Origin of the sequence: Staphylococcus sp. IVB6214, assembly GCF_025558585.1 — a bacterium.
GTDB lineage: Bacteria > Bacillota > Bacilli > Staphylococcales > Staphylococcaceae > Staphylococcus.
In genome coordinates, this window is record NZ_CP094723.1 from 1,040,586 (window position 1) to 1,061,452 (window position 20,867).

The window sequence follows — 20,867 nt, forward strand, 5'->3', positions numbered from 1 at the left end:
TTAATCAGTTTATTAATGGAAGATTTAAATAAATTTCTTTATCTTTTAATACAATAAAACTATAAAATATTTGGAGATCTTCTCCACAATCTTCACAATAGTTCATATCACAATTATTGTAGAATGCATATATATTATGTTTGCCAACAATATGATTACAATAATTTTGTTTTGCTTCTTTAATTGTTGATTCATATGCTTCTATAAAAGCTTCGTAAGTTGTAAAACTTTGTCGATCAACGATATGTTCTGGCCAGTCATCAAAAAGCCACCAGCCTTCATAGTCTGCACGAATTTTTGTGAGTTCCCACATAAAGATGTCCCTCCCATTTGTACTGACACATTCGATTTATGAATGATTAAGAGATGAATTATGTTATTTTAATCAGAAACTGTAATTATCCCTACCCCAACAACTTAAGACTTTTAAACATAAAAATCAAGTTATTCAACTTTAGAGATAGATTTTACCATGCATCAAGCAACTGCTTTATCATGTTTGTTTCTCTTTATCAAACAAATCATTGCTCAACGACATAGCGCTTACTTAAAATGAAATGCGCTTCTTAATTGTTAGTCTTTTTCTTCAAAAGTACGTATAATTAAAGAGAGAGGTGATACAAAATGAAACGTTATTTAATCAGTGTTCATGGCCGCGTTCAAGGTGTCGGGTTTCGTTATTTTACAGAACGACTTGCATTAAAATATCACGTGACAGGAACTGTACAAAACGTAAATGACTACGTTGAAGTCATTGCACAAGGTGAAAGTGAAAATCTTAAAGCTTTTGTACAGGCAGTGGTTAATGGCGCATCCCCTGCTTCATCGGTGACACATCATCATATTGAAGCACTGAATATTGTACCACAGGAAGAGAAATTTAAAGTACTGGGATAAAGGAAGTTGTCATAATGAGATATAATTTATCGCGTATATTAGGTGTTGTTGTAGGCGTTCCAGTTGCAACAGTATCATTCATTGCAAGTACAATTGGATTAGATATTCAATGGATTTTCGATCTATTGATTGGTGGTGTTGGTTTCGTATTAGGTTACGTCCCTACGCAACGGTTGTCTTCTAAAAATTATTTAAATGAACTTGGATTATCACGTAAAGATTATCGTTATATACATCACCAGATGAATGTTGCACAAGGCAAAGTAAAACGTATCTTCAAATCATTTATCAATGTGCGATCTATTCAAGATTTTAAGTTAGTCAATGATATTTATCGATTGGCAAGAACGATTAATCAAATTGTGCGTCAAAAGCCGAATCAATTTTATCAAATAGAAAGTTTTTATTATTCACATATTGATCATGCGCTTAATCTAATAGAAAACTACACGCATCTATCAAAAATGCCGATGAAATCAGCAGCAGATCAACAGGCATTGTATCAAACACGCATTACACTAGAAGAGATTAAACGTACATTAATTGCTGATCTCAAGCGTGTCAATGAACCACGTTACAACCAATTAGATACGGAAATGCGCTTATCTAAATTATACTTAAGTGAAAAAGAAAAGGAGCATGCTAATGACACAAAACAATAAAACACAAACAACAATGAGTCATCCGTTAGATCAATACTTCACCTCGTTTGAACGAGATAACCATTTGCAGGAAGTGCCACTTCCAACAGAAGGACCAGATGAAGTAGTAGGACCTCAATTTTCAGAACAAGACCAACAGAAAATCCAACAGTTGGCAAAAGAAATTGAGCCTCTGAATAACGATAGCTTAATGAAATTTGGCTCTAATGCACAGTCACATTTATCAAGTTTTTCACATCAGATGTTAGACAACATTCAGTCAAAAGATATTGGGCCGATTGGTGAGACGCTGGAAAACTTAATGAAAAAATTGAGAGAAATTGATCCTGAAGATTTATCACAAAAAGAAGAGAATTTTTTGAAGAAAGTTTTCAAAAGATCAAAAGCATCAATGCAACAAGTATTTTCACGTATGCAATCTGTGAGTGCACAAGTTGATCGAATCTCTGTTGAGTTAGATAAGAATAAATCAGAATTAGTAAAAGATGTTCGCTTATTAGATGGCCTATATCAACAAAATAAAGATTATTATGATGTATTAAACTTATATATTGCAGCAGCAGAGCGTAAAAAAGAAGATTTAACACAAAATGTATTGCCTCAATTGCGTGAGAAAGCACGGACTTCAGACAATCAGATGGCCGTACAGGAAGTTGCAGATATGGAACAATTCATTGATCGATTAGAGAAGCGTATTTATGACCTTCAATTATCACGTCAAATCACATTACAATCTGCACCACAGATTCGTATGATTCAAAACATTAACCAAGCATTAGCAGAAAAAATTCAAAGTTCAATTTTGACAAGTATTCCATTATGGAAAAATCAAATGGCAATAGCACTAACCTTAAACCGTCAAAATAAAGCTGTGACAGCACAAAAACAAGTGACGGATACAACGAATGAAATGCTAATTCGTAACTCTGAAATGTTACGTCAGAATGCACGCGTCACTGCAGAAGAGAACGAACGTGGAATTGTAGATATTGACACGTTGAAAACGACACAAGATAATATTATTCAAACGATTGAAGAAACATTACAGATTCAAGCTGATGGGCGTCAGAAACGTCAACAAGCTGAACAAGATTTAAAACAGCTGGAACAAGATTTACGATCACGTTTACTGACAGCAAAAGATCAAAGAAATGACTTTCAATAATACGTATTAGTTAAAGGCACACAACTACTTATTGTTGAGTGCCTTTAACTATTCTTGCCGATAAAAAGGTCTCGCCAATAGTGGCGAGACCTTTTAAGTTATTCTTTTTCGTATACAATGACATTAGATGACTTCACGAAAGCACCAATAACATAACCAATTAATAATGTAATAACTGCAATTGGGAACCATTCTAATGAGTAGTCATGTAGTGGTAAGTTATCGATAAATGAGAGTTTTAACCAACCGTTTGAGTTGAATACACTTAAAATCGATACTAATGAAACTACTGCCACTGTGATTTGTTGCGTAATGCGACGTGTTGGAACAAAACGTGCGATTAATATTAAGAATACAGTAGTGATTGCAACTGGGTAAATAATCAATAGTACTGGGATTGAAAGTTGAATCACTGAGTTCAATCCTAAGTTAGATAATACAAAACTGATTAACGTAAAGATTACAACGTATGTTTTGTATGATAACTTCGGTAAAATACTGTGGAAGTACTCACTTACAGATACTACTAATCCACAAGCTGTTGTTAAACATGCAAGTGCTACGATAATACCAAGTAAGTATTTACCAAAAGCACCGTAACCAGTTGCTGCAATTGTAATTAACTGATAAGCACCAATGTTTTGATTGTTCTCAGTCAAATGTTTCATTGTTTCTTCACTAATAACCATATGGTTACCGATAAAGCCTAATGAAATGTAGATAAAAGCAAGAGCGGCTGTTGCAATAAGACCTGCCATTGCAGTTTGTTTGAAGATTTGGTCAGCTGTTTTAACGCCAGTTGATTTTACAGCATTGACAACAATCATTGAGAAAGCGATCGCTGCAATCGCATCCATAGTTAAGTAACCTTCAGTAAATCCTTTTGAGAAACCAGAGATGTTTGATTTATATACTTCTGGATCAGCCATTGCATTAGGATTCCCACCAAAGTCAAAGAAACCTTTTACAATCATCGCAAGGATTGTGATAAGTAATAATGGTGTTAAAATCGCACCGATACGGTCTACAATCTTACCAGGGTTGAAACATAAGTATAGTACAACTAAAAAGTAAACTACTGAGAAAACAAATAACCAAACAGCGCTACTTGAATTAATGATTGGTGTTACCGTCATCTCAAAAGATGTTGAAGCTGTACGTGGGATAGCGAATAATGGTCCGATTGTTAAGTAAATAACAACTAAGAACACTACTGAGAATGCAGGGTGAATTTTATTAATTGCACCGATGTACCCTTCTTTGTCGAGTGCACCGACAACAACACCTAGTAAAGGTAAACCAATACCAGTAACGACAAAGGCAATAATTGATGGCCAAAAATATTGACCACTTGCTAAACCTAAGCTAGGTGGGAAAATCAGGTTACCTGCCCCAAAAAATATTGCAAATAACATAAAACCAATAACTAATGTATTTTTGTTCATTTTACTTACTCCTAAACCTTCCTTTTTAAATTTATGACTCATTTTATCACAATAAATTTCATTCGTCTATAAGATTTCTGAAAATTTTAAAAGCATTTTTAAACACTCTAAAGTTTTAAAGGGATAAAAACTAAATTATGATAAAAATATCACATAATCATGGTTTTTATCCCTTTTTATGTCTTAAAATGACAGGCTTTTATAATGAAATTGTTAATTAATACAAGATATTAAAATTTATGATGCTGTTAATTGTATATTGATATCTAATTTTCATTAAAAAGATTTAAGTAACAATTTTTTAAGAAGTGGCGATAGTTGACTTGGTAAATGCTGTACGCCTTCAACAAATATTGCAAATGGTCCATAAATATTGTGCACTGTTTGTTCGATAGCTTCAGTGATTGGCTCTTGACTTAAGAAGACGTTGAAAATTTCAATACCTAGTTTGCGTGACATTTCTACTGCTTCGTATGTGTCTAAGATACCATCTTGTGCATAATTAAATGCAGACGGTTCACCGTCAGAAAATACGATGAGAAATTTTTGCTTTTCTGAACGGGTAAGAAGTCTCTCACTGGCAACACGAATGGCAACACCATCTCTATTATCATCTTGTGGTGTTAATGACATAATTCTTGGTGCATCTGCTTGATAGATAGACTGATGATAGTTGATGATTTCATCGATGATATTTGGTTGATCATCTTCGTCTGAATCAAAGGCATCTTCTGTAAATGCAAGAATTTCATGGCGAACATTTAGTGCTTTCAATGTCTCGTGAAATAGAACAACGCCTTTAATCGTCTCATCCATTTTATCGTGCATACTTGCTGATGCATCAATTAATAAAGTGAAAGTCGCATCAAATGTTTGACTTTGATCAGCTTTTTTATAAAACAGTTTATATTGATCGTCGACAAACCAATTTACAAGGTTTCGTTGTAAACGACCTTTTGTAAGATTTGTACGTACATCTTGAAATTCACGATCAATTGTTTTTTTAATAATTTGTATTAAGTCTTTTGTCTCATATTGTACGTCTGTTTGTACTTGACGATATGATTCCGTATACTCTGGTAGAATTGTTGGAACGTTCCATTCAATTCGAACATTGGCATTGATACCCGTTAATCCTAATAAGCTATTTGAAGGGCCTTGTGTTCCCCCTTCTTCATTTTCAATGGTATCTTGAGAGCCTTTCCCTTTTTTCGATAACATGTCTGTCATATCGTCTGAGCTGTCACCTTCACGTGCAGTATCGTTATCACTCAAAGCTTCACTGCTTTCTCCTTCATGCAATTCCGTCTCTAAGTATGCGCCACCAGCAGTATCAGAATCAGCAGACTTAGCGTCAATTTCTTCTGTTTCGACGTCATCTTTTTCATCTGAATGACCGTCAGTCTGAGCGGCATCCATTCTCTTAATATCATCTAGTGTTAATCCTTCAAGTGCTTTATACACGTGACGTGGAATATGATAGTATTCATTCAACATGTCATCTTTCAACCAGTCATCTACTTGGAACATGATACGCTGTGTTAAGTACATAGCTTCTTCACTCGTAAGGATATTAAAGAAATCAGGTAAGTACTGATACATGCTTTCCAAAATTGGATTAATCTCAGAGTGAATTTGCGGTACTTCAAAAAAGTTCTCACTCAAAAATGATCGTTCCAAATTCAAAAAGAACAACTCTGTGTACATTGTTTTTGTTTGATAGAAGTTGATTTGTGTTTCACAGTATTGTAAACGCATTTGACGACGTACATTGATCAATTTTGCGGTACGAGGACGTTCGCTAACAATGAGATTGAGAATACGCATCTCTTCTATCAATTTGTACAGCTGACGATAAAGTTTTGGATGATTAAAACCTTCTTCATTCAAAATGACTTCATTGACAATTTTGGGTGTCATATTAAAGTAACTATATGTTGCTAGTAAAATATCTGTTTTTAACCCTGTATGTTCGATATGTTCCGGACGATGTGACCAAAACGAACTGCAAATGACTTCATTATTAATAGCATCATAATACGGGAATTTGTGAATTTTAACTTGTGTGTCTTTGTCTTTTAATAGTAATCGTGAAAGGTCTTGTAACATCATGACCTTCATCGCATCAAGTTGTTCATCGTTAAATAGAATAAAGCGATCGCTCATTTGTATCACCCTCTAAAAGTTCAGTTCTACAGCATTCTGCACAGCTTGTTGTTCACGCTCATCTTCTAACTTATCAATTATTGTACGTTGAATTGCACGTTCAATTGGCATGACAGTTGCAAGGTCACTCATATCGATTAGCGCACGAATACTCGCAGCTTCTTCAGAAAGTTGACCTTGTTGGGTCATCGTACGCAAATCTTCATTAAACTTAATAATTTGATCGATTAATGCATCGTCTTGTAATAAGCTTTGTGCTTTGATAACTTGATGCAAAGTATCACCATCTATATATTCAACATTGATCACAACAAAACGGTTTTTTAATGCTTCGTTCATTGGCAATGTTCCGACGTAACCTTCATTGATTGCTGCAATGACCTTAAAGCCTGGCGCAGCTTTGATGACTTCCCCTGTAAATGGATTTGTCAATTGACGGCGATAGTCAAGCACACCATTTAAAATAGGTAAAGTTTCAGGTTTGGCCATGTTAATTTCATCAATATATAAAATGTGTCCCTCGCGCATTGCTTTAATTACAGGACCATCAATAAAAACAATTTCTTGATGACCATTTTCTGAAGTTTTAATCGTTTTAAAGCCGAGTAAGCTTTCTGCATCTAAATCGACAGAACAGTTGATTTGGTGCATTGGAATATTTGTTGTTTCACTTAATGTTTCAGCTAAACGTGTTTTCCCTGAACCAGTAGGTCCTTTAAGTAAGATGTTTTTATTCAAGCTGAATAGTTTTTCAGCATCACCAAAAACAGTCTTATCTGCGTTAATATAACCAGTATTTACTTGAGTCATGATTCTCACCTTTCAAAAATTAAAAATAGAATGTTGTTGATATGATTAAAACCTAAAAAACATAAGAAAAAAGCCGATAGTACATATGTCCATCGCTTTTTCATTTTATAATATACAGTTTATACTTCTTCAAAATATGTTTTATAATAGCCACCAACATGACCAGAGTTATCAATGATTTGATAATATTCTTCTGTTTCATTAACAACATCGTAAGTTTTACCGATTGTCAACATATCACTTACTGTGAACTTTTTCGCATCGGTATGTACGACTTTTACTTGCTTAATTGGCGTTGTTTCTTTCCAAGTTTCATGTAACATTTTCTCACCTTCTTATATTCAATCCTAATATATTATGAAATAAATCATTTACTTTGTCTATAACCTATATGAATTTATAGTTTGTTAATACATTCATGTAATTGACTATACATTATATTATAGCCAACTTTTACAGTATTGTTGTTGAAATTGCTTATAATTATTGGAAAAAGATACCGAATAAAATAAATACAATTCCCGCGTAAAAATAAAGAGATCGTTGTTTACGATTTTGTAAAATATCAAATCCATATAAAATAACAAGCCCTAAGCCAATTGTTTGAAACACTGGCCAATAGTTTGTTAAACCAAATAAGCTCGTTAGGATGAAAATAAAATTAATGATGATAATTAAGACACCGACAGATAGAATAGGAATCAGTAGTTTTTTGTTGATTTGCATAGTTTTGATGTCTCCTATGGTTAATTAATAATAGCGTAACACATATGGCTTGTTAGCAAAAGATGAAGCATCAAAAAAGCCATAAGTGCCACTTTATAGCAGTGACACTTATGGTATCTTTTGTATTTATTATGATTCAAGCAATAAATCTTCTGGATTTTCGATTAATTCTTTAATCGTTTTTAAGAATCCAACAGCTTCTTTACCATCGATGATACGGTGGTCATAGCTTAATGCTAAGTACATCATTGGTCTGTTTTCAATTGTATCTTTATCAATTGCAATTGGTCGAGTAATGATAGAGTGCATACCTAAAATTGCAGCTTGATTACCATTAATAATTGGTGTTGACATCATTGATCCGAAAATACCACCATTTGTAATCGTAAATGAGCCATTAATCATATCATCAAGTGATAGTTTATTATCACGTGCTTTGGCAGCTAAGTTTGCAATTTCTTCTTCAATTTCAGCGAAGTTTTTCTTATCACAGTCGCGAACGTTTGGTACTAATAAACCACCTGGTGTTGATACGGCAACACCAATATCATAGAACTGTTTTGTTACCATGTATTCGCCATCAATTTCAGCATTTACTTCTGGATATTTCTTCAATGCTGCAACTGCTGCTTTTGTGAAGAAAGACATAAAGCCAAGTTTTGTACCATTGTGATCTTCCATGAACTTTTCTTTTTTACGTTTTCTAAGTTCCATCACGTTTGTCATGTCAACTTCATTGAATGTTGTTAACATTGCTGTGTTGTTACTTACTTCTAGTAATTTACGAGCAGCTGTTTGTTTTCTGCGATTCATCTTTTCACGAATCACTGGTTTTGAAGGGTTTTGTGGTGCTGCTGGTTTTTCAGCTTTTTTCTCAGCTTTTTGTTCAGCAGGTTTTACACCACGTTCAACATCTTCTTTGCGTAAAATATCACCTGATTTTGCATTTAATTCTGCTAAATCAATACCTTTTTCACGAGCAGCACGACGTGCAGACGGCGTAGCATTCACGCGATCGTTTGATGATGAAGATGTTTCTTCTTCTTTCTCTTTTGATGGCTCTGGTTCAGATGCTTTTTCTTCTTTAGCAGCTGGTTTCTCTTCAGCTTTCTTCTCAGCAGGTTTTGCACCGCCTTCACCAACGATTGCAATTGCTTGCCCCACCTCAACTGTATCGCCTGCTTCAGCAAGTAGTTCTTGGATTGTACCTTCTTCTTCAGAAACAACTTCAACGTTTACTTTATCTGTTTCAAGTTCTAAGATTGCTTCCCCTTTTTCGACAGTATCGCCGACTTCTTTCAACCATTCTGCAATGGTACCTTCTGTAATTGATTCTGCTAATTCTGGAACTTTTACCTCTGCCATTTTGATATGCCCCCTAGATATTTAAGCTATTTTCAATAATTTTACTTTGTACAATTTTATGAATTTCTCCATCGCCTTCTGATGGCGCCGCACGGTGTGGACGACCTTGGTATTCAAGTTCGTATTTGTCACCGACAATGCGATTAAGTTGTGGATATACGAAATGCCATGCCCCTTGGTTTTGTGGCTCTTCTTGTACCCAAGCAATAACTTTAAGGTTTGGTAACGTCTCTAAGAACGCCACAATTTCCTCTTCTGGGAATGGATACAATCTTTCCACAGCAACAAGTGCGATTGCTTCATTCGGTTCTTTGCTCATTGATTCTTTTAGGTCTACAAGCATTTTACCTGATGCAAGAATGACTTTTGTTACTTTTTCTGGATCATGTGTACCTACTAAGATTGGCTCAAAGCCCCCTGATGTAAATTCAGAAATAGGTTGAGCGACTGTTTTATTACGCAATAAGCCTTTTGGTGACATCAATACGAGTGGTCGCATTGCATCAGTACCTAAGCTTGCCGCTTGTGCACGTAATAAATGGAAGTAGTTACTTGCGCTTGACAAATTACAGATTGTCATATTATTTTCGGCTGCAAGTTGTAAGAAACGTTCTAATCGAGCAGATGAATGCTCAGGTCCTTGCCCTTCAAATGAATGAGGCAACATAAATGTTAAACCTGTACGTTCACCCCACTTCGCATTACTAGAAAAGATAAAGTTATCAAAGTACATTTGTGCCATATTAGCAAAGTCACCAAATTGTGCTTCCCAAATGTTAAATGAATCTGGATTTTCTACGTTATAACCATACTCAAAGCCAACGACTGCTGATTCAGATAATGGTGAGTTATGAATGTAGAATGTTCCTTTTTGATCTGGTACATGTTGTAACGGAATGTGTACTGAATCACTTTCTTGATCATGTAAAACTGCATGGCGATGACTAAACGTACCACGTTCACAGTCTTGACCAGTCATACGAACAGGTGTGCCTTCTTGCATCACAGTTGCAAATGCAAGTTGTTCTGCATGTGCCCAATCAACAAGACCTTCATCGCTCTCAAAAGGTTTACGACGCTGATCTAAGATGCGTTGTAACTTATTGAAAATCTTAAAATCTTCAGGATAAGTCAACATGGCATCATTGATTTCTTTTAAGCGATCATAAGAAAGCTCGGATTCGTTACTAGCCAATGGTTTTGAAATATTTTCCGGTATTTCCATTTCTGCATTGTCAATTTTGTTTGTCTTATCAATTTGGTCATGTGCTTGACGCATTTCTTTTTGCACATCATCCATTACTGTTTGAACGTCATCTTCTTTTAAAACGCCGTCTTCTACGAGTTTGTTACCGTAAATGACTTCGACTGTTTTGTGTTTTTTGATGTTTTTATAAGGAAGTGGATTCGTCAACATCGGTTCGTCCATTTCGTTATGTCCAAAACGACGATATCCAACGATATCAATCACGACATCTTTGTTGAATTCCTTTCTAAATTCCATAGCAATATCAATCGCTTCAATCGTTGCTTCAACGTCATCCGCATTGACATGCATAATTGGTACGTCATAACCTTTTGCAACATCCGTAGCATAAGTCGTAGAACGACCATCCGTAGGTTCTGTTGTAAACCCAATACGGTTATTTGTGATCAAGTGAATTGTACCACCTGTACTATAACCGTCTAAATTGCCTAGGTTCATCGTTTCAAAGTTAACCCCTTGACCTGGATAAGCAGCATCACCATGAACGATAATTGGCACAGCACCATTGAAATCAGTTTCAACTTGACCAGATTGTGCTACGAAGTCTTGTGCTGCTCGTGTACGTCCAATCACTACTGGTGCAACAATCTCAAGGTGACTTGGATTGTTCGCTAAAGTGATGCGTTGCTCAATACCATGAGTTTGGATTGTTTTAACCCCACCTAAGTGATACTTAACATCGCTTGTCCATCCAGATGTAAGTGTTAAGCTACCATCTTCAGGTAAGAATGTCATCGGATCAGTATGCATGAATTCTGAAAGCATCATTTCATATGGTTTTTTCAAAATATGAGTTAATACATTTAAACGACCACGATGTGCCATACCAATTTGGATATTTTTTATTTCATTCTCAGCTGCACGTTTAATAATTTGTGCAATCATAGGTACAAGTGCGTCAACACCCTCAATTGAGAAACGCTTTGCACCTACAAAGTTTTTGTGAAGATACTTTTCAAATCCTTCTACATGTGCAAGCAATTTAAAAAGTTCAATTTTTTCATCTTCGTTCAAGGTTGCTTTGTATGGTGTTTCAATTCTGCGCTTCAACCATACACGCTCCTTGTTGTTATTAATATGTGTATATTCAAACGCGATAGACCCCTTATATCGCTTCTCCATACGTTTGATTGCCTCAAATGCGTTCGGATATATATCCTTAAAGTGATCTGAGATAATCTCTGCTGGTATCTTCTCAAGCGTTGCTTGATCTAAATTGAAGTCTTCAATGTTTAGTTTAGGAATATTCGTACGTTGTGGTCTATTTACTGGATAGATATCAGCGAGTAAATGCCCGTATTGTCGAATATTGTCAATCAAGCGCATCACACGTTTAATCGTGTTGTCTCCCGAGCTTGATTGCATTGATGTGTTTGAATAAGATGTGTTGTCATTTTTAATTGTGCTGAAAAGCACTTGCAAATCTTCAGATACAGAATTAGGATCATCTAAAAATTGGTCATAAAGTTCTAACATTAACCCTAAATTAGCCCCAAAATTTACAGGCGCTTCACTCACCTGTTTATCGTTTTTCATAATCCACCCTCCACAGAAAGAATAAAAACGCTTACAAGTAAATAATAGCATTAAATTGTGAACATTTAAAGGCAAAATCATGATATTTTAGTGATGTTTCATAGAATTAAAACTAATCGTAAATATTGTGTATTTCCCTTCTTCACTGTTTACAGTAATATGCCCGTCATAGAGTTTTACCATTTTCATTGCGATTGATAATCCTAATCCATTGCCCCCTTGTTGACGTGATCGTGATTTGTCTACACGATAAAAACGATTAAAGATATGTTCCTGATCTTCTTTCGGAATACCCAACCCATGATCTTTGATTTCGATGAGTACACGATTATTAATCAATTTTGTTTTAATATGAATATCACGGTTTTCTTGATCATATTTAATCGCATTATCAAGAAAGATGAGAAGAATCTGTTCCAAGTGAAAAGCATTCATATATAAGTAAATAAAATCTTGATTACTTTCAAACTCGAAATCATAATCTGGATGAATTTGTTTTAATGAGTGAATTCGATTTTTTATTTCTAAGTTGACATCGACTTGTTCGATTTGATTTTCGATTGTTTTCGGGTCATCTTTCGTTAATAGCAGTAGTTCTTCGACTAACTTGGTAATACGGTTCATCTCTTCAAGAGAAATAGTCAATGACTCTTCAAGCACAGCAGGATCCTTTTTACCCCAACGCTGAATAAGATTAAGATGGCCTTGAATAATTTGTAAAGGTGTTCTCAATTCATGTGATGCATCTTCAACAAATTGTCGCTGTTGATTAAAAGCCTCTTCTAGTTTCACCATCATATTGTTGAAGTTGTCGATGAGCGCGTCGGTTTCTTCATAATTTGTAGGTACTTCTAATTTTTCTTGGAATCCATTTCTTCTAATTTGTGTCATTTTGTCAGTGATGATATTAATAGGTTTTGTAATTTGCGCTGAGAAAGCATAGCTGATAGAAGCTGTAACAAATAAAGCAATTAACCCAAAAATTAGTGCAAGATAAGTTATAAAGTTTAATAGATCATCAAAAACATCGAGCGGATGAACGACAGTTGCGTATCCTTCAAAATAATTTGTGTCAACTGGATTGGAGATCACAATAAAAGAACCGTGACTGTTTTTTAAGATACGAATATATCGGTCCGAAGTTTTTTCAAATTCTGGCGCAAAGGTTACATCCGTTGCATTTGTATTCTCCATTAATTGTGTACCGTCACGATCATACAAAATCACTTTTTGATGATTACTTGTGACAGAACTAAATTCTAGCGGTGTGATTTTTTCAAAATCCTTCGTCGTAAGGAGTTGATAAAGTTCATCTGCACTGCGTTCTGCCTCTTCTAGTTCATGTTGTTTTAATAAACTGCTAACTGCATAAATAATTAATAAGCAAAATATAAAGATAATTAGAAACGTAATGATGGTTGTGACAAGTGTCCACTTGGTTTTCAGTGTAGGTTGCTTCATTGACGAATCACATACCCAACTCCACGTACGGTCTCAATAATTTTTTCTTTTTGTATGACTTTTAATTTATTGCGTAAATATCGAATATAAACATCGACAACATTCGTCTCGACTTCAGAATCATATCCCCAAACATGGTTCAAAATTTGTTCACGATGTAGAACGTGATTTTTATTTTCAGCGAGAACGAGTAATAAGTCGAATTCTGTCTTCGTTAATTCGATGGTTTGTTCACCATATGACACGTGAAACGCATTTTTATCGATAACAATGCCACTTACTTCTACAGTGTCTTTATTCGTTTGTTGGTCATCAGATGCACGTCTTACTAATGCACGTATCCTAGCTAACAATTCTTCAATTTCGAAAGGTTTTACGATATAATCATCTGCACCATGATCAAGCCCTTGTACTTTGTCATAGATTTCCCCTTTTGCCGTAATCATAATAATCGGTGTATCCTTCTGTTTGCGGAGACGTTTACAAACTTCTAAGCCATCAATACCTGGCAGCATCAGATCGAGTAGTATAATATCAAAATTTTGTTGTAGTGCTATGTTTAAGCCAGATATGCCATCGTTTTTAATCGATACGTCATAATTTTCGTGTTTTAGTTCAAGTTCGATAAAGCGTGCTAAGTTTTGCTCATCTTCAATAATTAATACATTTTTCATGTTGTCACCTCATCTATAATCATAGGACATATTAGGAGTTTGAGAAAGATAAAAAAATTTGAACTTTCTAATTGACAATTATTCTCAATGAGTTATAATGTAATTGAAAATGATTATCAATCACAACGATTCCCCCCCACACTATTCGTTTTAATGGGTTGAGTCATTTTCAAATAATATCCCCTTTTATATGCCCGTATAAAAATTTCGTTGATATTAAATTAAACTATAAATAAAAGCCGTTGCATTTGCGTGCAACGGCTTTTATTTGTTTAAGAAAGATTGAGTGGTTTTCTTAATATAATTTGTGTCAATGTGAGGAAGAATAAACCTCCTAATATACCAGCTAGTATATCTGTTGGATAATGAACGCCTAGATAAATACGTGATGCACAAATCAATAAAATCATCATGATAGATAAGGCAATGACAAAAGATTTAGATTTCCCTTTTAAGATACGTAAAGCGATAAAACAAATACTGCCAAAGAAGGCCGTCGATCCCATCGCATGGCCGCTCGGAAAACTTAAACCTGAGATATCAATCAATCGCATCGTATTAGGGCGCTCTCTATTAAAAATATGTTTTAAAATTGGATTGCTCAGCCGAGCTAAAATCATTGTAAGGGCTAAATAGAGTGCCTCAGCACGATATTGATACTTTGTGAGTAATACAACGAGAACGATTGTTAATACAACCATCCCTATGACTTCTCCGATATATGTTACGGTAAGAAAAATCACTGTCATCACACTACTATGAGATGTAAAGATAAATTCATAGACGTGGGCGTCAATCCACTTACCAATTGAAGCATTGTGTAAGCGTGCAATCAACAAAAACAAACCACTATAAATAAACATATAAAGCATTTTTTTCAAATGTGTCATACGTCACTCCTTAGCCAATACCATCATGAATAATTTTATCAAGCAAAGCTTCCTTCGTATAACTTTCTGTAAAGCTTTGCATGTTTTTTATATAGTCATCTCGTGATTGTTCGAGTGTCTTTAATGATGAACTGATTGTACCGTTTGTAAGTGTTGCTTCGTCAATGGTCATCGCATATCCTTGTTGTGCAAAATAGTTGGCATTATCAATTTGATCACCGCGAGATTGATCTAAACCTAACGGAATAAGCAACATTGGAAGACGTAATGTCAAAAATTCATAAATGGCGTTAGATCCTGCACGTGAAATAACAGTATCAGTGATTGCTAAAAGGTCTGTTAACTCATCAGTTACAAATTCATATTGAACATAACCTGATTTTGCAAGTGTTTCATCCTTCAATCCTTTACCTGTTAAATGAACGACTTGATATGTGTTTAACAATAAATCAAGTTCCGCTCTTAAATGTTCATTAATCTTTTGGCTGCCTAAACTACCTCCCATCACGAGAAGTGTTTTTTTCGATGGTTGAAAACCTGTAAGCGCATATCCACGATCTTTGTTACCATTTTTTAAGTCTTCACGAATTGTTGCCCCGACAAAGACACCTTTATCAGCAGGAACATGTTTTAAAGTATCTTCAAATGTTGTATATATTTTTTTAGCAAACTTCATTGCAATTTTATTTGCTAAACCAGGTGTTAGATCAGATTCGTGTACGATTACTGGAATATTCAATGATTTTGCCGCAAGTACAACAGGTACTGAGACAAAGCCACCTTTTGAAAAAATTAAGTTTGGTTGCTCACGTTTTAAAATTTTTCTTGCATCTAATATGCCTTTTAATACTTTAAATACGTCTTTTAAGTTCTCTTTTGAGAGATACCGACGCAACTTACCACTAGAAATTGGATAGTAAGGTGTCTCTGGTAACTGTGATGTAATCATTTCACGTTCAATGCCTTCTTTTGAACCGATATACATCGTGTCATACCCTTTCTTTGTTGCGGCTGGAATTAAACTTAAGTTAACGGAAACGTGACCGACTGTGCCGCCACCTGTAAATGCAATTTTAACCATATTCTCCCTCTCATCTTGTTAATTTTTTATAGTATGCATAAAATGGTTTGCCTTTATCAAAAGGGAAAAGATCACTGGTCATTTCCCCTGATTTGATAAAGTGATGTTTCTTAAATAACCTTTGTGCGCGTATGTTTTCTGAGAATGTATCTGTCAGCAATACTGTTTTTTGATGTTGTTCAGCATATGAAGTTGCAAAGTGCATCAATTGTTTTGCTGTACCAGGGTATTGTGAAGATGCAACGAGTCTGTGTATGACAAAAGCATTTTTACGATCGATGGGCCACTCCAGTTGATCGTACTAATCGGGTGCTTCATCATTAATGACAATGAATCCTTTAATGATTTCTTGTTCATCAAGAATAAAGAGTGTTTGTTCTTGAATATCCCTTTCAAAATCTTGTAATACTGGATATTGTGCATCCCATTGTGGATTGTTATCCTGTTTCATAAGCATTTTAGCTTCTCTCACTAACGTATCAATTGCTTGTAAGTCAGACATTGTTGCAAGTCTCATCTCATCATCACTTCCCTAGTTTTTTGAGTGTACGCGACAGCATTACATCTTCTTCTGATGACTTTTTCACAAGTTGTTCTGTCATTTTTTCATTTGTTTTGCGATTAAACAACCCATTTGTTTCAATTTTTTGATCTGTTTGGAAAGATTGAATCGCTGTTTCTAAAGTTGAGTCGAAGTGCTCATCAACTTGGCCGACATCATAACCGAGCGCATCAAGTCCTGTTTTGATTGATTTAATATATTTTGATTGATCGCCAACTTTGAAGGATTTATCAGTTGGAATAACTGTCATATTCTCGTAAGCAGCACCTTTAACTTCAACATCGGGTTTAATTCCTTTTTCATGAATGTAATGACCTTTTGGTGTGAGCCATTTCATCTCTGTATATTTTAACAATGATCCATCGCTAAATTCATGCGTTGTTTGAACGATCCCCTTACCAAAGGATTTTTCACCGTACACTTTTGCAACGTCATAGTCTTTGAGTGCCCCTGTGAATACTTCGGAAGCACTTGCAGATCCTTCATTGATTAAAATTCCGATATTAAGATCACGAATCCCTTCAAGTGGTTTGTGCGCTGTTGTAATCTGACGTTTCTGCTTTCCTTTTTCAAGTTGAACAGCAGTTTGGCCTTCATCGATAAAAATATTAGCCATATCGACGGCTTCATCTAATAAGCCACCGGGGTTATTTCGTAAATCAATCAATATATTTTTCGCTCCATCTTTTTGTGCTTTTTCAATTGCTGCTTTTAATTCATCCGCTGTGCCTTCTTGGAATTTGTTGATTTTAAAAACATGTGTTTGACCGTGTTTTTCATGTTTGACACTTTCAACATGAATTGTCTCTCTTTCAATTGAAAATTCTTTCTTTTCACCACTGCGTTTAATTAATAACTTCACAGTTGTGCCTTCCTTACCGCGCACTTGTTTTACGATTTCTGTCAATGGCTTGCCCTTTACATCATGTCCATTTACAGCGATGAGTTCATCCCTCGGCTGAATGCCTGCTTTTTCAGCTGGCGATTCTTTGATAGGACTTGCGATATAGATTTTCCCATCTTTTTGTTCCATTTCTGCCCCAATACCAACAAAGTCACCAGAAACATCTTCGTTGAAAGATTTTGTTTCTTCTGTTGTCATGTATTCAGTATAAGGGTCTTTCAAACTCTTTGTCATGCCTTTAATTGCATCTTCAAGTAATAATGATTTATCTGTATTTTTATAATAATCTGTTGCGATTAATTCATAAACTTCACCGAGCTTCTCAGCATTTTTTTGAATACTTGGATCAGTTGTTGAATGTTTCCAATACCATAGGCTCGTCAGTATGATAACAGTTGTTAAAATAATTGTGACGAGAATGCTTAACACGAAGTACTTTAGCGGTATATATTTAGGCGTTTTAGTTTTCTTTGGTTTCATAATCCAGCTCCTTGTATATAATGAATCGGCTAAAAGTGAGGAAAAGATAAAGGAGCCTCTTGCGGTTATATTTTTATAAACAAGTTAAGATGTTTTACCTATCTAACAATGTTGTATTTTAATGTTTATGACTCAAAAAAGGTTGGGACATGATTCATATCTCAACCTTTGATGAATGTTATTTGCAATGTCGTAGTGTGTATGATGATTAAAATTGAAGCCATTCCTGATATTCTTCAAATAAATGATCAAATACAGAAAGTGGTATGGAATATGTCCCTTCTGTTTCGATATAACGAGATATTTGATCAAAATCTGTCTCATATTTTGGGAAATCAAGATCTTGAAATATCATCTCAGCCAATTGTCCTTTGTCATCACGACGACCTCTCACTGTCAGAGCAAATTGGTAAAAAGAGGCATCTTTCATTATTTCACAGTCACATCTATTACGAGCGTTTGCCCTTTTTCTAATGCAGTCACTTCTTGAAATTGATGCGTTTCAACGTGGTCTGCGAAGTTTGTGATAATGATAGGTGAGATAATTGATTTAGCATTTTCATTAATGTAATCTAAATCAAATGATACAAGTGCATCGCCTACATTTACTCGGTCACCACTTTCTACAAGTGTTTCAAAACCTTCTCCATTCAGTTGAACTGTATCCAAACCGATATGAACGAGTACTTCTAAACCGTTGTCGGCTTTTAATCCAATTGCATGTTTTGTTGGGAATACGTTATCTACAACACCTTCAATCGGTGATACAACTTTTCCTTCTGTTGGTTTAATACCAAAACCGTCACCCATCATTTTTTGTGCAAAAACGAGGTCTGGAATGTCCTCGACTTTAACATACTCACCAGTCATTGGTGCATAAATCTTAACATCTTTGCTTGCTTCATTACCTTTTCCAAATAACTTTTTAAACATGACGTTCACTCCTCTTTATTTGTCGAACAATTTAATATAATCTCCATAGCCCAGTGCTTCCAGTTTTTCATATGGAATGAACTGAACAGCAGCGGAGTTGATACAATAGCGCAAGCCACCACGCTCTTTAGGGCCGTCATTAAATACATGACCTAAGTGACTATTGCTCCCTTCTGAACGAACTTCAGTGCGTAACATACCGAATGATTTGTCAACAAGTTCAATAATTTCGTCATCATCAATTGCTTTCGAAAAACTTGGCCATCCACAATCTGATTCAAATTTATCATTGGAAGTAAACAAAGGTTTACCTGATAATTTATCGACATAAATACCTTTGTCAAAGTGGTTCCAATACTCATTGTCAAATGGTGGTTCTGTACCATCTTGTTGTGTGACTAGATATTCGATATCCGTTAAATCTGATTTATCTTTTTTAATCATGTACATTCCCCCAATGTTTTTCTATAAATGCTTTTCTACCAGATCCATTTTGATATTGTGCATAATGCTGTGGATTTTTAAGGTAATAATCTTGATGATGTGTCTCAGCTGGATAGAAATTTTTATAAGGTTCAACGGGTGTTACGATAGGCTTATCAAAAATGCCTTGTACATCTAAGTTTCTGATTTTTTCAAGTGCTATTTGTTGCTGATCGGAATCATGATAGAAAATAACCGGTCGATAACTGTCGCCTCTATCAAAGAATTGTCCTTTATCATCGGTTGGATCGAATGTTTTGAAATAAATATCTAAAATATCTTCGTATGAAATAACTTCAGGATCATAAGTGATTTGTACAGCTTCCACATGGCCTGTTGTATTGGAACATACTTGTTCGTAGGTTGGATTTTCAACATGTCCACCACTATATCCTGATACAATTCCTTCTATACCATCATAAGATGTAAATGGCTTCACTAAACACCAAAAACATCCGCCTGCAAGTGTTGCTTGTGACATGATCATCCCTCATTTCGTTTAGTATGTGTCTTCTTTTAAGACGATTAAACCGATTGCGCCTTTGCCGGTATGTGTAGAAATAACAGGAGACGTATGGCTTAATTGGAAACTTCCCACTTCAAATGTTTCATCCAGTTTGTCTTTCACTTTGTTCATGAAATCTTCAGCATCAGCATGTGAGATACCAACACTCTCTAATTTTGAACCGTCAGCAAATGGTTTTAAGTCACTTACAAGTTGCTTGACGCATGCCGACTGTGTGCGAACATTATGAATCATTTCTAACTTACCGTCCACCAATTCACCGATTGGTTTGATTTTCATAAGATTACCTAAGAAACCTTTTGTTTTGCTAATACGTCCACCTTTGATTAACTGATCAAGCTGTCCGATAACAACATAGAGTTTGATATTTTTTTGAAGTTTTTCTAATTTTTTTAGAATCTCTTCAGTTGAGATACCTTCTTCAATCCACTTAACAAGATATTGAATTTGATACGCTAATCCCCATGCGATAAATTTTGAATCAATAACGGTAATGTTACCATCTACCATTTCACTTGCTTGTCGTGCAGTTTGAACCGTACCACTTAAGCCAGATGTTAAGTGAATACTAATGATTTCAACGTCATCTTTAGCTAATTCTTCATATTTTTCAACAAACTTTCCTAAAGGCGGTTGACTTGTTTTTAAGTCGTAACTATCGTCTCCCAAATAGTTGATATAATCTTCTGATGAAATATCAGTCTGGTCTTCATAGGACTTTCCATTAATTGTAACGCTTAATGGGATGACATGAATGCCATGTTCTTTCAAGTACGATGGATCTAGATCAGATGTTGAATCTGTCACAATAATACGCTGCATAATATAAAGCCT

At 35.1% G+C, this 20,867-nt stretch carries 21 protein-coding genes and 1 pseudogene; 3 read left to right on the forward strand and 19 right to left on the reverse strand.

Features of this window, described 5'->3' with window-relative positions:
• Window positions 1–4: 4 nt before the first annotated feature.
• On the reverse strand, window positions 5–313 hold the full coding sequence (locus MUA51_RS05005; RefSeq protein ID WP_262560779.1) for a DUF1033 family protein: 309 nt from the start codon (window positions 311–313) through the stop codon (window positions 5–7).
• Between the two features lie 311 nt (window positions 314–624).
• On the opposite strand from MUA51_RS05005, the gene MUA51_RS05010 reads away from it, so the two are divergent.
• Genes MUA51_RS05010 through MUA51_RS05020 form a run of 3 tightly spaced genes read left to right on the forward strand, consistent with a single transcriptional unit; the run spans window position 625 to window position 2,724 of the window.
• Window positions 625–897, forward strand: coding sequence for an acylphosphatase (locus MUA51_RS05010; RefSeq protein ID WP_262560780.1), 273 nt, complete (start codon window positions 625–627; stop codon window positions 895–897).
• A 14-nt stretch (window positions 898–911) separates the two neighbouring features.
• Window positions 912–1,559 (forward strand): 5-bromo-4-chloroindolyl phosphate hydrolysis family protein, encoded by a 648-nt coding sequence (locus MUA51_RS05015; protein WP_262560781.1) that lies wholly within the window; start codon window positions 912–914, stop codon window positions 1,557–1,559.
• Window positions 1,543–2,724, forward strand: coding sequence for a toxic anion resistance protein (locus MUA51_RS05020; RefSeq protein WP_262560782.1), 1,182 nt, complete (start codon window positions 1,543–1,545; stop codon window positions 2,722–2,724). The genes MUA51_RS05015 and MUA51_RS05020 overlap by 17 nt, the downstream gene beginning before the upstream one ends.
• 98 nt (window positions 2,725–2,822) lie before the next feature.
• On the opposite strand, the gene brnQ3 is transcribed toward MUA51_RS05020, so the two are convergent.
• From brnQ3 to MUA51_RS05110, 18 genes and pseudogenes are all read right to left on the reverse strand, one after another.
• Window positions 2,823–4,169: a branched-chain amino acid-like transporter carrier protein BrnQ3 gene (gene brnQ3 / locus MUA51_RS05025; protein WP_262560783.1), complete on the reverse strand. Its 1,347-nt coding sequence runs from the start codon at window positions 4,167–4,169 to the stop codon at window positions 2,823–2,825.
• 276 nt (window positions 4,170–4,445) lie between these two features.
• On the reverse strand, window positions 4,446–6,335 hold the full coding sequence (locus MUA51_RS05030) for a vWA domain-containing protein (RefSeq protein WP_262560784.1): 1,890 nt from the start codon (window positions 6,333–6,335) through the stop codon (window positions 4,446–4,448).
• Window positions 6,336–6,347: 12 nt separating this feature from the next.
• The gene (locus MUA51_RS05035; RefSeq protein ID WP_095117024.1) at window positions 6,348–7,145 is read right to left on the reverse strand and encodes an ATP-binding protein; all 798 of its coding nucleotides are present in this window, start codon (window positions 7,143–7,145) and stop codon (window positions 6,348–6,350) included.
• Window positions 7,146–7,264: 119 nt separating this feature from the next.
• Window positions 7,265–7,468 carry a DUF6501 family protein gene (locus MUA51_RS05040; protein WP_262560785.1) on the reverse strand — a complete coding sequence of 68 codons (204 nt, stop codon included), beginning with the start codon at window positions 7,466–7,468 and terminating at the stop codon, window positions 7,265–7,267.
• 160 nt (window positions 7,469–7,628) lie between these two features.
• Window positions 7,629–7,871, reverse strand: a complete 243-nt coding sequence (locus tag MUA51_RS05045; RefSeq protein ID WP_262560786.1) for a hypothetical protein — start codon at window positions 7,869–7,871, stop codon at window positions 7,629–7,631.
• 129 nt (window positions 7,872–8,000) lie between these two features.
• Window positions 8,001–9,236, reverse strand: coding sequence for a dihydrolipoyllysine-residue succinyltransferase (gene sucB / locus MUA51_RS05050; RefSeq protein WP_262560787.1), 1,236 nt, complete (start codon window positions 9,234–9,236; stop codon window positions 8,001–8,003).
• Window positions 9,237–9,249: 13 nt separating this feature from the next.
• Window positions 9,250–12,039, reverse strand: coding sequence for a 2-oxoglutarate dehydrogenase E1 component (locus MUA51_RS05055; RefSeq protein WP_262560788.1), 2,790 nt, complete (start codon window positions 12,037–12,039; stop codon window positions 9,250–9,252).
• Between the two features lie 87 nt (window positions 12,040–12,126).
• A complete protein-coding gene (locus tag MUA51_RS05060) occupies window positions 12,127–13,500 on the reverse strand; it encodes a HAMP domain-containing sensor histidine kinase (protein WP_262560789.1) in 1,374 nt (457 codons plus the stop codon).
• Window positions 13,497–14,174 (reverse strand): response regulator transcription factor, encoded by a 678-nt coding sequence (locus MUA51_RS05065; RefSeq protein ID WP_262560790.1) that lies wholly within the window; start codon window positions 14,172–14,174, stop codon window positions 13,497–13,499. Before MUA51_RS05065 ends, MUA51_RS05060 begins: the two co-directional genes overlap by 4 nt.
• Before the next feature lie 272 nt (window positions 14,175–14,446).
• A complete protein-coding gene (locus tag MUA51_RS05070; RefSeq protein WP_262560791.1) occupies window positions 14,447–15,064 on the reverse strand; it encodes a phosphatase PAP2 family protein in 618 nt (205 codons plus the stop codon).
• A gap of 10 nt (window positions 15,065–15,074) precedes the next feature.
• A complete protein-coding gene (locus MUA51_RS05075; protein WP_262560793.1) occupies window positions 15,075–16,145 on the reverse strand; it encodes an undecaprenyldiphospho-muramoylpentapeptide beta-N-acetylglucosaminyltransferase in 1,071 nt (356 codons plus the stop codon).
• A gap of 10 nt (window positions 16,146–16,155) precedes the next feature.
• Window positions 16,156–16,662: pseudogene (locus MUA51_RS05080) on the reverse strand (GNAT family N-acetyltransferase).
• 7 nt (window positions 16,663–16,669) lie between these two features.
• Window positions 16,670–18,091: a S41 family peptidase gene (locus MUA51_RS05085; protein ID WP_262560794.1), complete on the reverse strand. Its 1,422-nt coding sequence runs from the start codon at window positions 18,089–18,091 to the stop codon at window positions 16,670–16,672.
• A gap of 208 nt (window positions 18,092–18,299) precedes the next feature.
• Complete coding sequence (locus MUA51_RS05090) at window positions 18,300–18,521, reverse strand: YozE family protein (RefSeq protein ID WP_262560795.1); 222 nt, start codon at window positions 18,519–18,521, stop codon at window positions 18,300–18,302.
• Window positions 18,521–19,024: a PTS sugar transporter subunit IIA gene (locus tag MUA51_RS05095; protein WP_262560796.1), complete on the reverse strand. Its 504-nt coding sequence runs from the start codon at window positions 19,022–19,024 to the stop codon at window positions 18,521–18,523. The genes MUA51_RS05090 and MUA51_RS05095 overlap by 1 nt, the downstream gene beginning before the upstream one ends.
• A gap of 15 nt (window positions 19,025–19,039) precedes the next feature.
• Complete coding sequence (msrB, locus tag MUA51_RS05100) at window positions 19,040–19,468, reverse strand: peptide-methionine (R)-S-oxide reductase MsrB (protein WP_262560797.1); 429 nt, start codon at window positions 19,466–19,468, stop codon at window positions 19,040–19,042.
• Complete coding sequence (msrA, locus tag MUA51_RS05105; RefSeq protein ID WP_481906517.1) at window positions 19,461–19,994, reverse strand: peptide-methionine (S)-S-oxide reductase MsrA; 534 nt, start codon at window positions 19,992–19,994, stop codon at window positions 19,461–19,463. Before msrA ends, msrB begins: the two co-directional genes overlap by 8 nt.
• 12 nt (window positions 19,995–20,006) lie before the next feature.
• On the reverse strand, window positions 20,007–20,855 hold the full coding sequence (locus MUA51_RS05110; protein WP_481906518.1) for a DegV family protein: 849 nt from the start codon (window positions 20,853–20,855) through the stop codon (window positions 20,007–20,009).
• Window positions 20,856–20,867: the final 12 nt, after the last annotated feature.

Excerpts from the sequence above, each read along its gene's own strand:
- MUA51_RS05020 (WP_262560782.1), top strand. The coding sequence starts at position 1,543 with ATGACACAAAACAATAAAACACAAACAACAATGAGTCATCCGTTAGAT.
- MUA51_RS05060 (WP_262560789.1), bottom strand. The coding sequence starts at position 13,500 with ATGAAGCAACCTACACTGAAAACCAAGTGGACACTTGTCACAACCATC.
- sucB (WP_262560787.1), bottom strand. The coding sequence starts at position 9,236 with ATGGCAGAGGTAAAAGTTCCAGAATTAGCAGAATCAATTACAGAAGGT.
- MUA51_RS05005 (WP_262560779.1), bottom strand. The coding sequence starts at position 313 with ATGTGGGAACTCACAAAAATTCGTGCAGACTATGAAGGCTGGTGGCTT.
- msrB (WP_262560797.1), bottom strand. The coding sequence starts at position 19,468 with ATGATTAAAAAAGATAAATCAGATTTAACGGATATCGAATATCTAGTC.
- MUA51_RS05045 (WP_262560786.1), bottom strand. The coding sequence starts at position 7,871 with ATGCAAATCAACAAAAAACTACTGATTCCTATTCTATCTGTCGGTGTC.
- MUA51_RS05030 (WP_262560784.1), bottom strand. The coding sequence starts at position 6,335 with ATGAGCGATCGCTTTATTCTATTTAACGATGAACAACTTGATGCGATG.
- MUA51_RS05040 (WP_262560785.1), bottom strand. The coding sequence starts at position 7,468 with ATGTTACATGAAACTTGGAAAGAAACAACGCCAATTAAGCAAGTAAAA.
- MUA51_RS05055 (WP_262560788.1), bottom strand. The coding sequence starts at position 12,039 with ATGAAAAACGATAAACAGGTGAGTGAAGCGCCTGTAAATTTTGGGGCT.
- MUA51_RS05075 (WP_262560793.1), bottom strand. The coding sequence starts at position 16,145 with ATGGTTAAAATTGCATTTACAGGTGGCGGCACAGTCGGTCACGTTTCC.
- MUA51_RS05070 (WP_262560791.1), bottom strand. The coding sequence starts at position 15,064 with ATGACACATTTGAAAAAAATGCTTTATATGTTTATTTATAGTGGTTTG.
- MUA51_RS05015 (WP_262560781.1), top strand. The coding sequence starts at position 912 with ATGAGATATAATTTATCGCGTATATTAGGTGTTGTTGTAGGCGTTCCA.
- MUA51_RS05090 (WP_262560795.1), bottom strand. The coding sequence starts at position 18,521 with ATGAAAGATGCCTCTTTTTACCAATTTGCTCTGACAGTGAGAGGTCGT.
- MUA51_RS05085 (WP_262560794.1), bottom strand. The coding sequence starts at position 18,091 with ATGAAACCAAAGAAAACTAAAACGCCTAAATATATACCGCTAAAGTAC.
- MUA51_RS05010 (WP_262560780.1), top strand. The coding sequence starts at position 625 with ATGAAACGTTATTTAATCAGTGTTCATGGCCGCGTTCAAGGTGTCGGG.
- MUA51_RS05110 (WP_481906518.1), bottom strand. The coding sequence starts at position 20,855 with ATGCAGCGTATTATTGTGACAGATTCAACATCTGATCTAGATCCATCG.
- msrA (WP_481906517.1), bottom strand. The coding sequence starts at position 19,994 with ATGATCATGTCACAAGCAACACTTGCAGGCGGATGTTTTTGGTGTTTA.
- MUA51_RS05065 (WP_262560790.1), bottom strand. The coding sequence starts at position 14,174 with ATGAAAAATGTATTAATTATTGAAGATGAGCAAAACTTAGCACGCTTT.
- MUA51_RS05095 (WP_262560796.1), bottom strand. The coding sequence starts at position 19,024 with ATGTTTAAAAAGTTATTTGGAAAAGGTAATGAAGCAAGCAAAGATGTT.
- MUA51_RS05035 (WP_095117024.1), bottom strand. The coding sequence starts at position 7,145 with ATGACTCAAGTAAATACTGGTTATATTAACGCAGATAAGACTGTTTTT.
- brnQ3 (WP_262560783.1), bottom strand. The coding sequence starts at position 4,169 with ATGAACAAAAATACATTAGTTATTGGTTTTATGTTATTTGCAATATTT.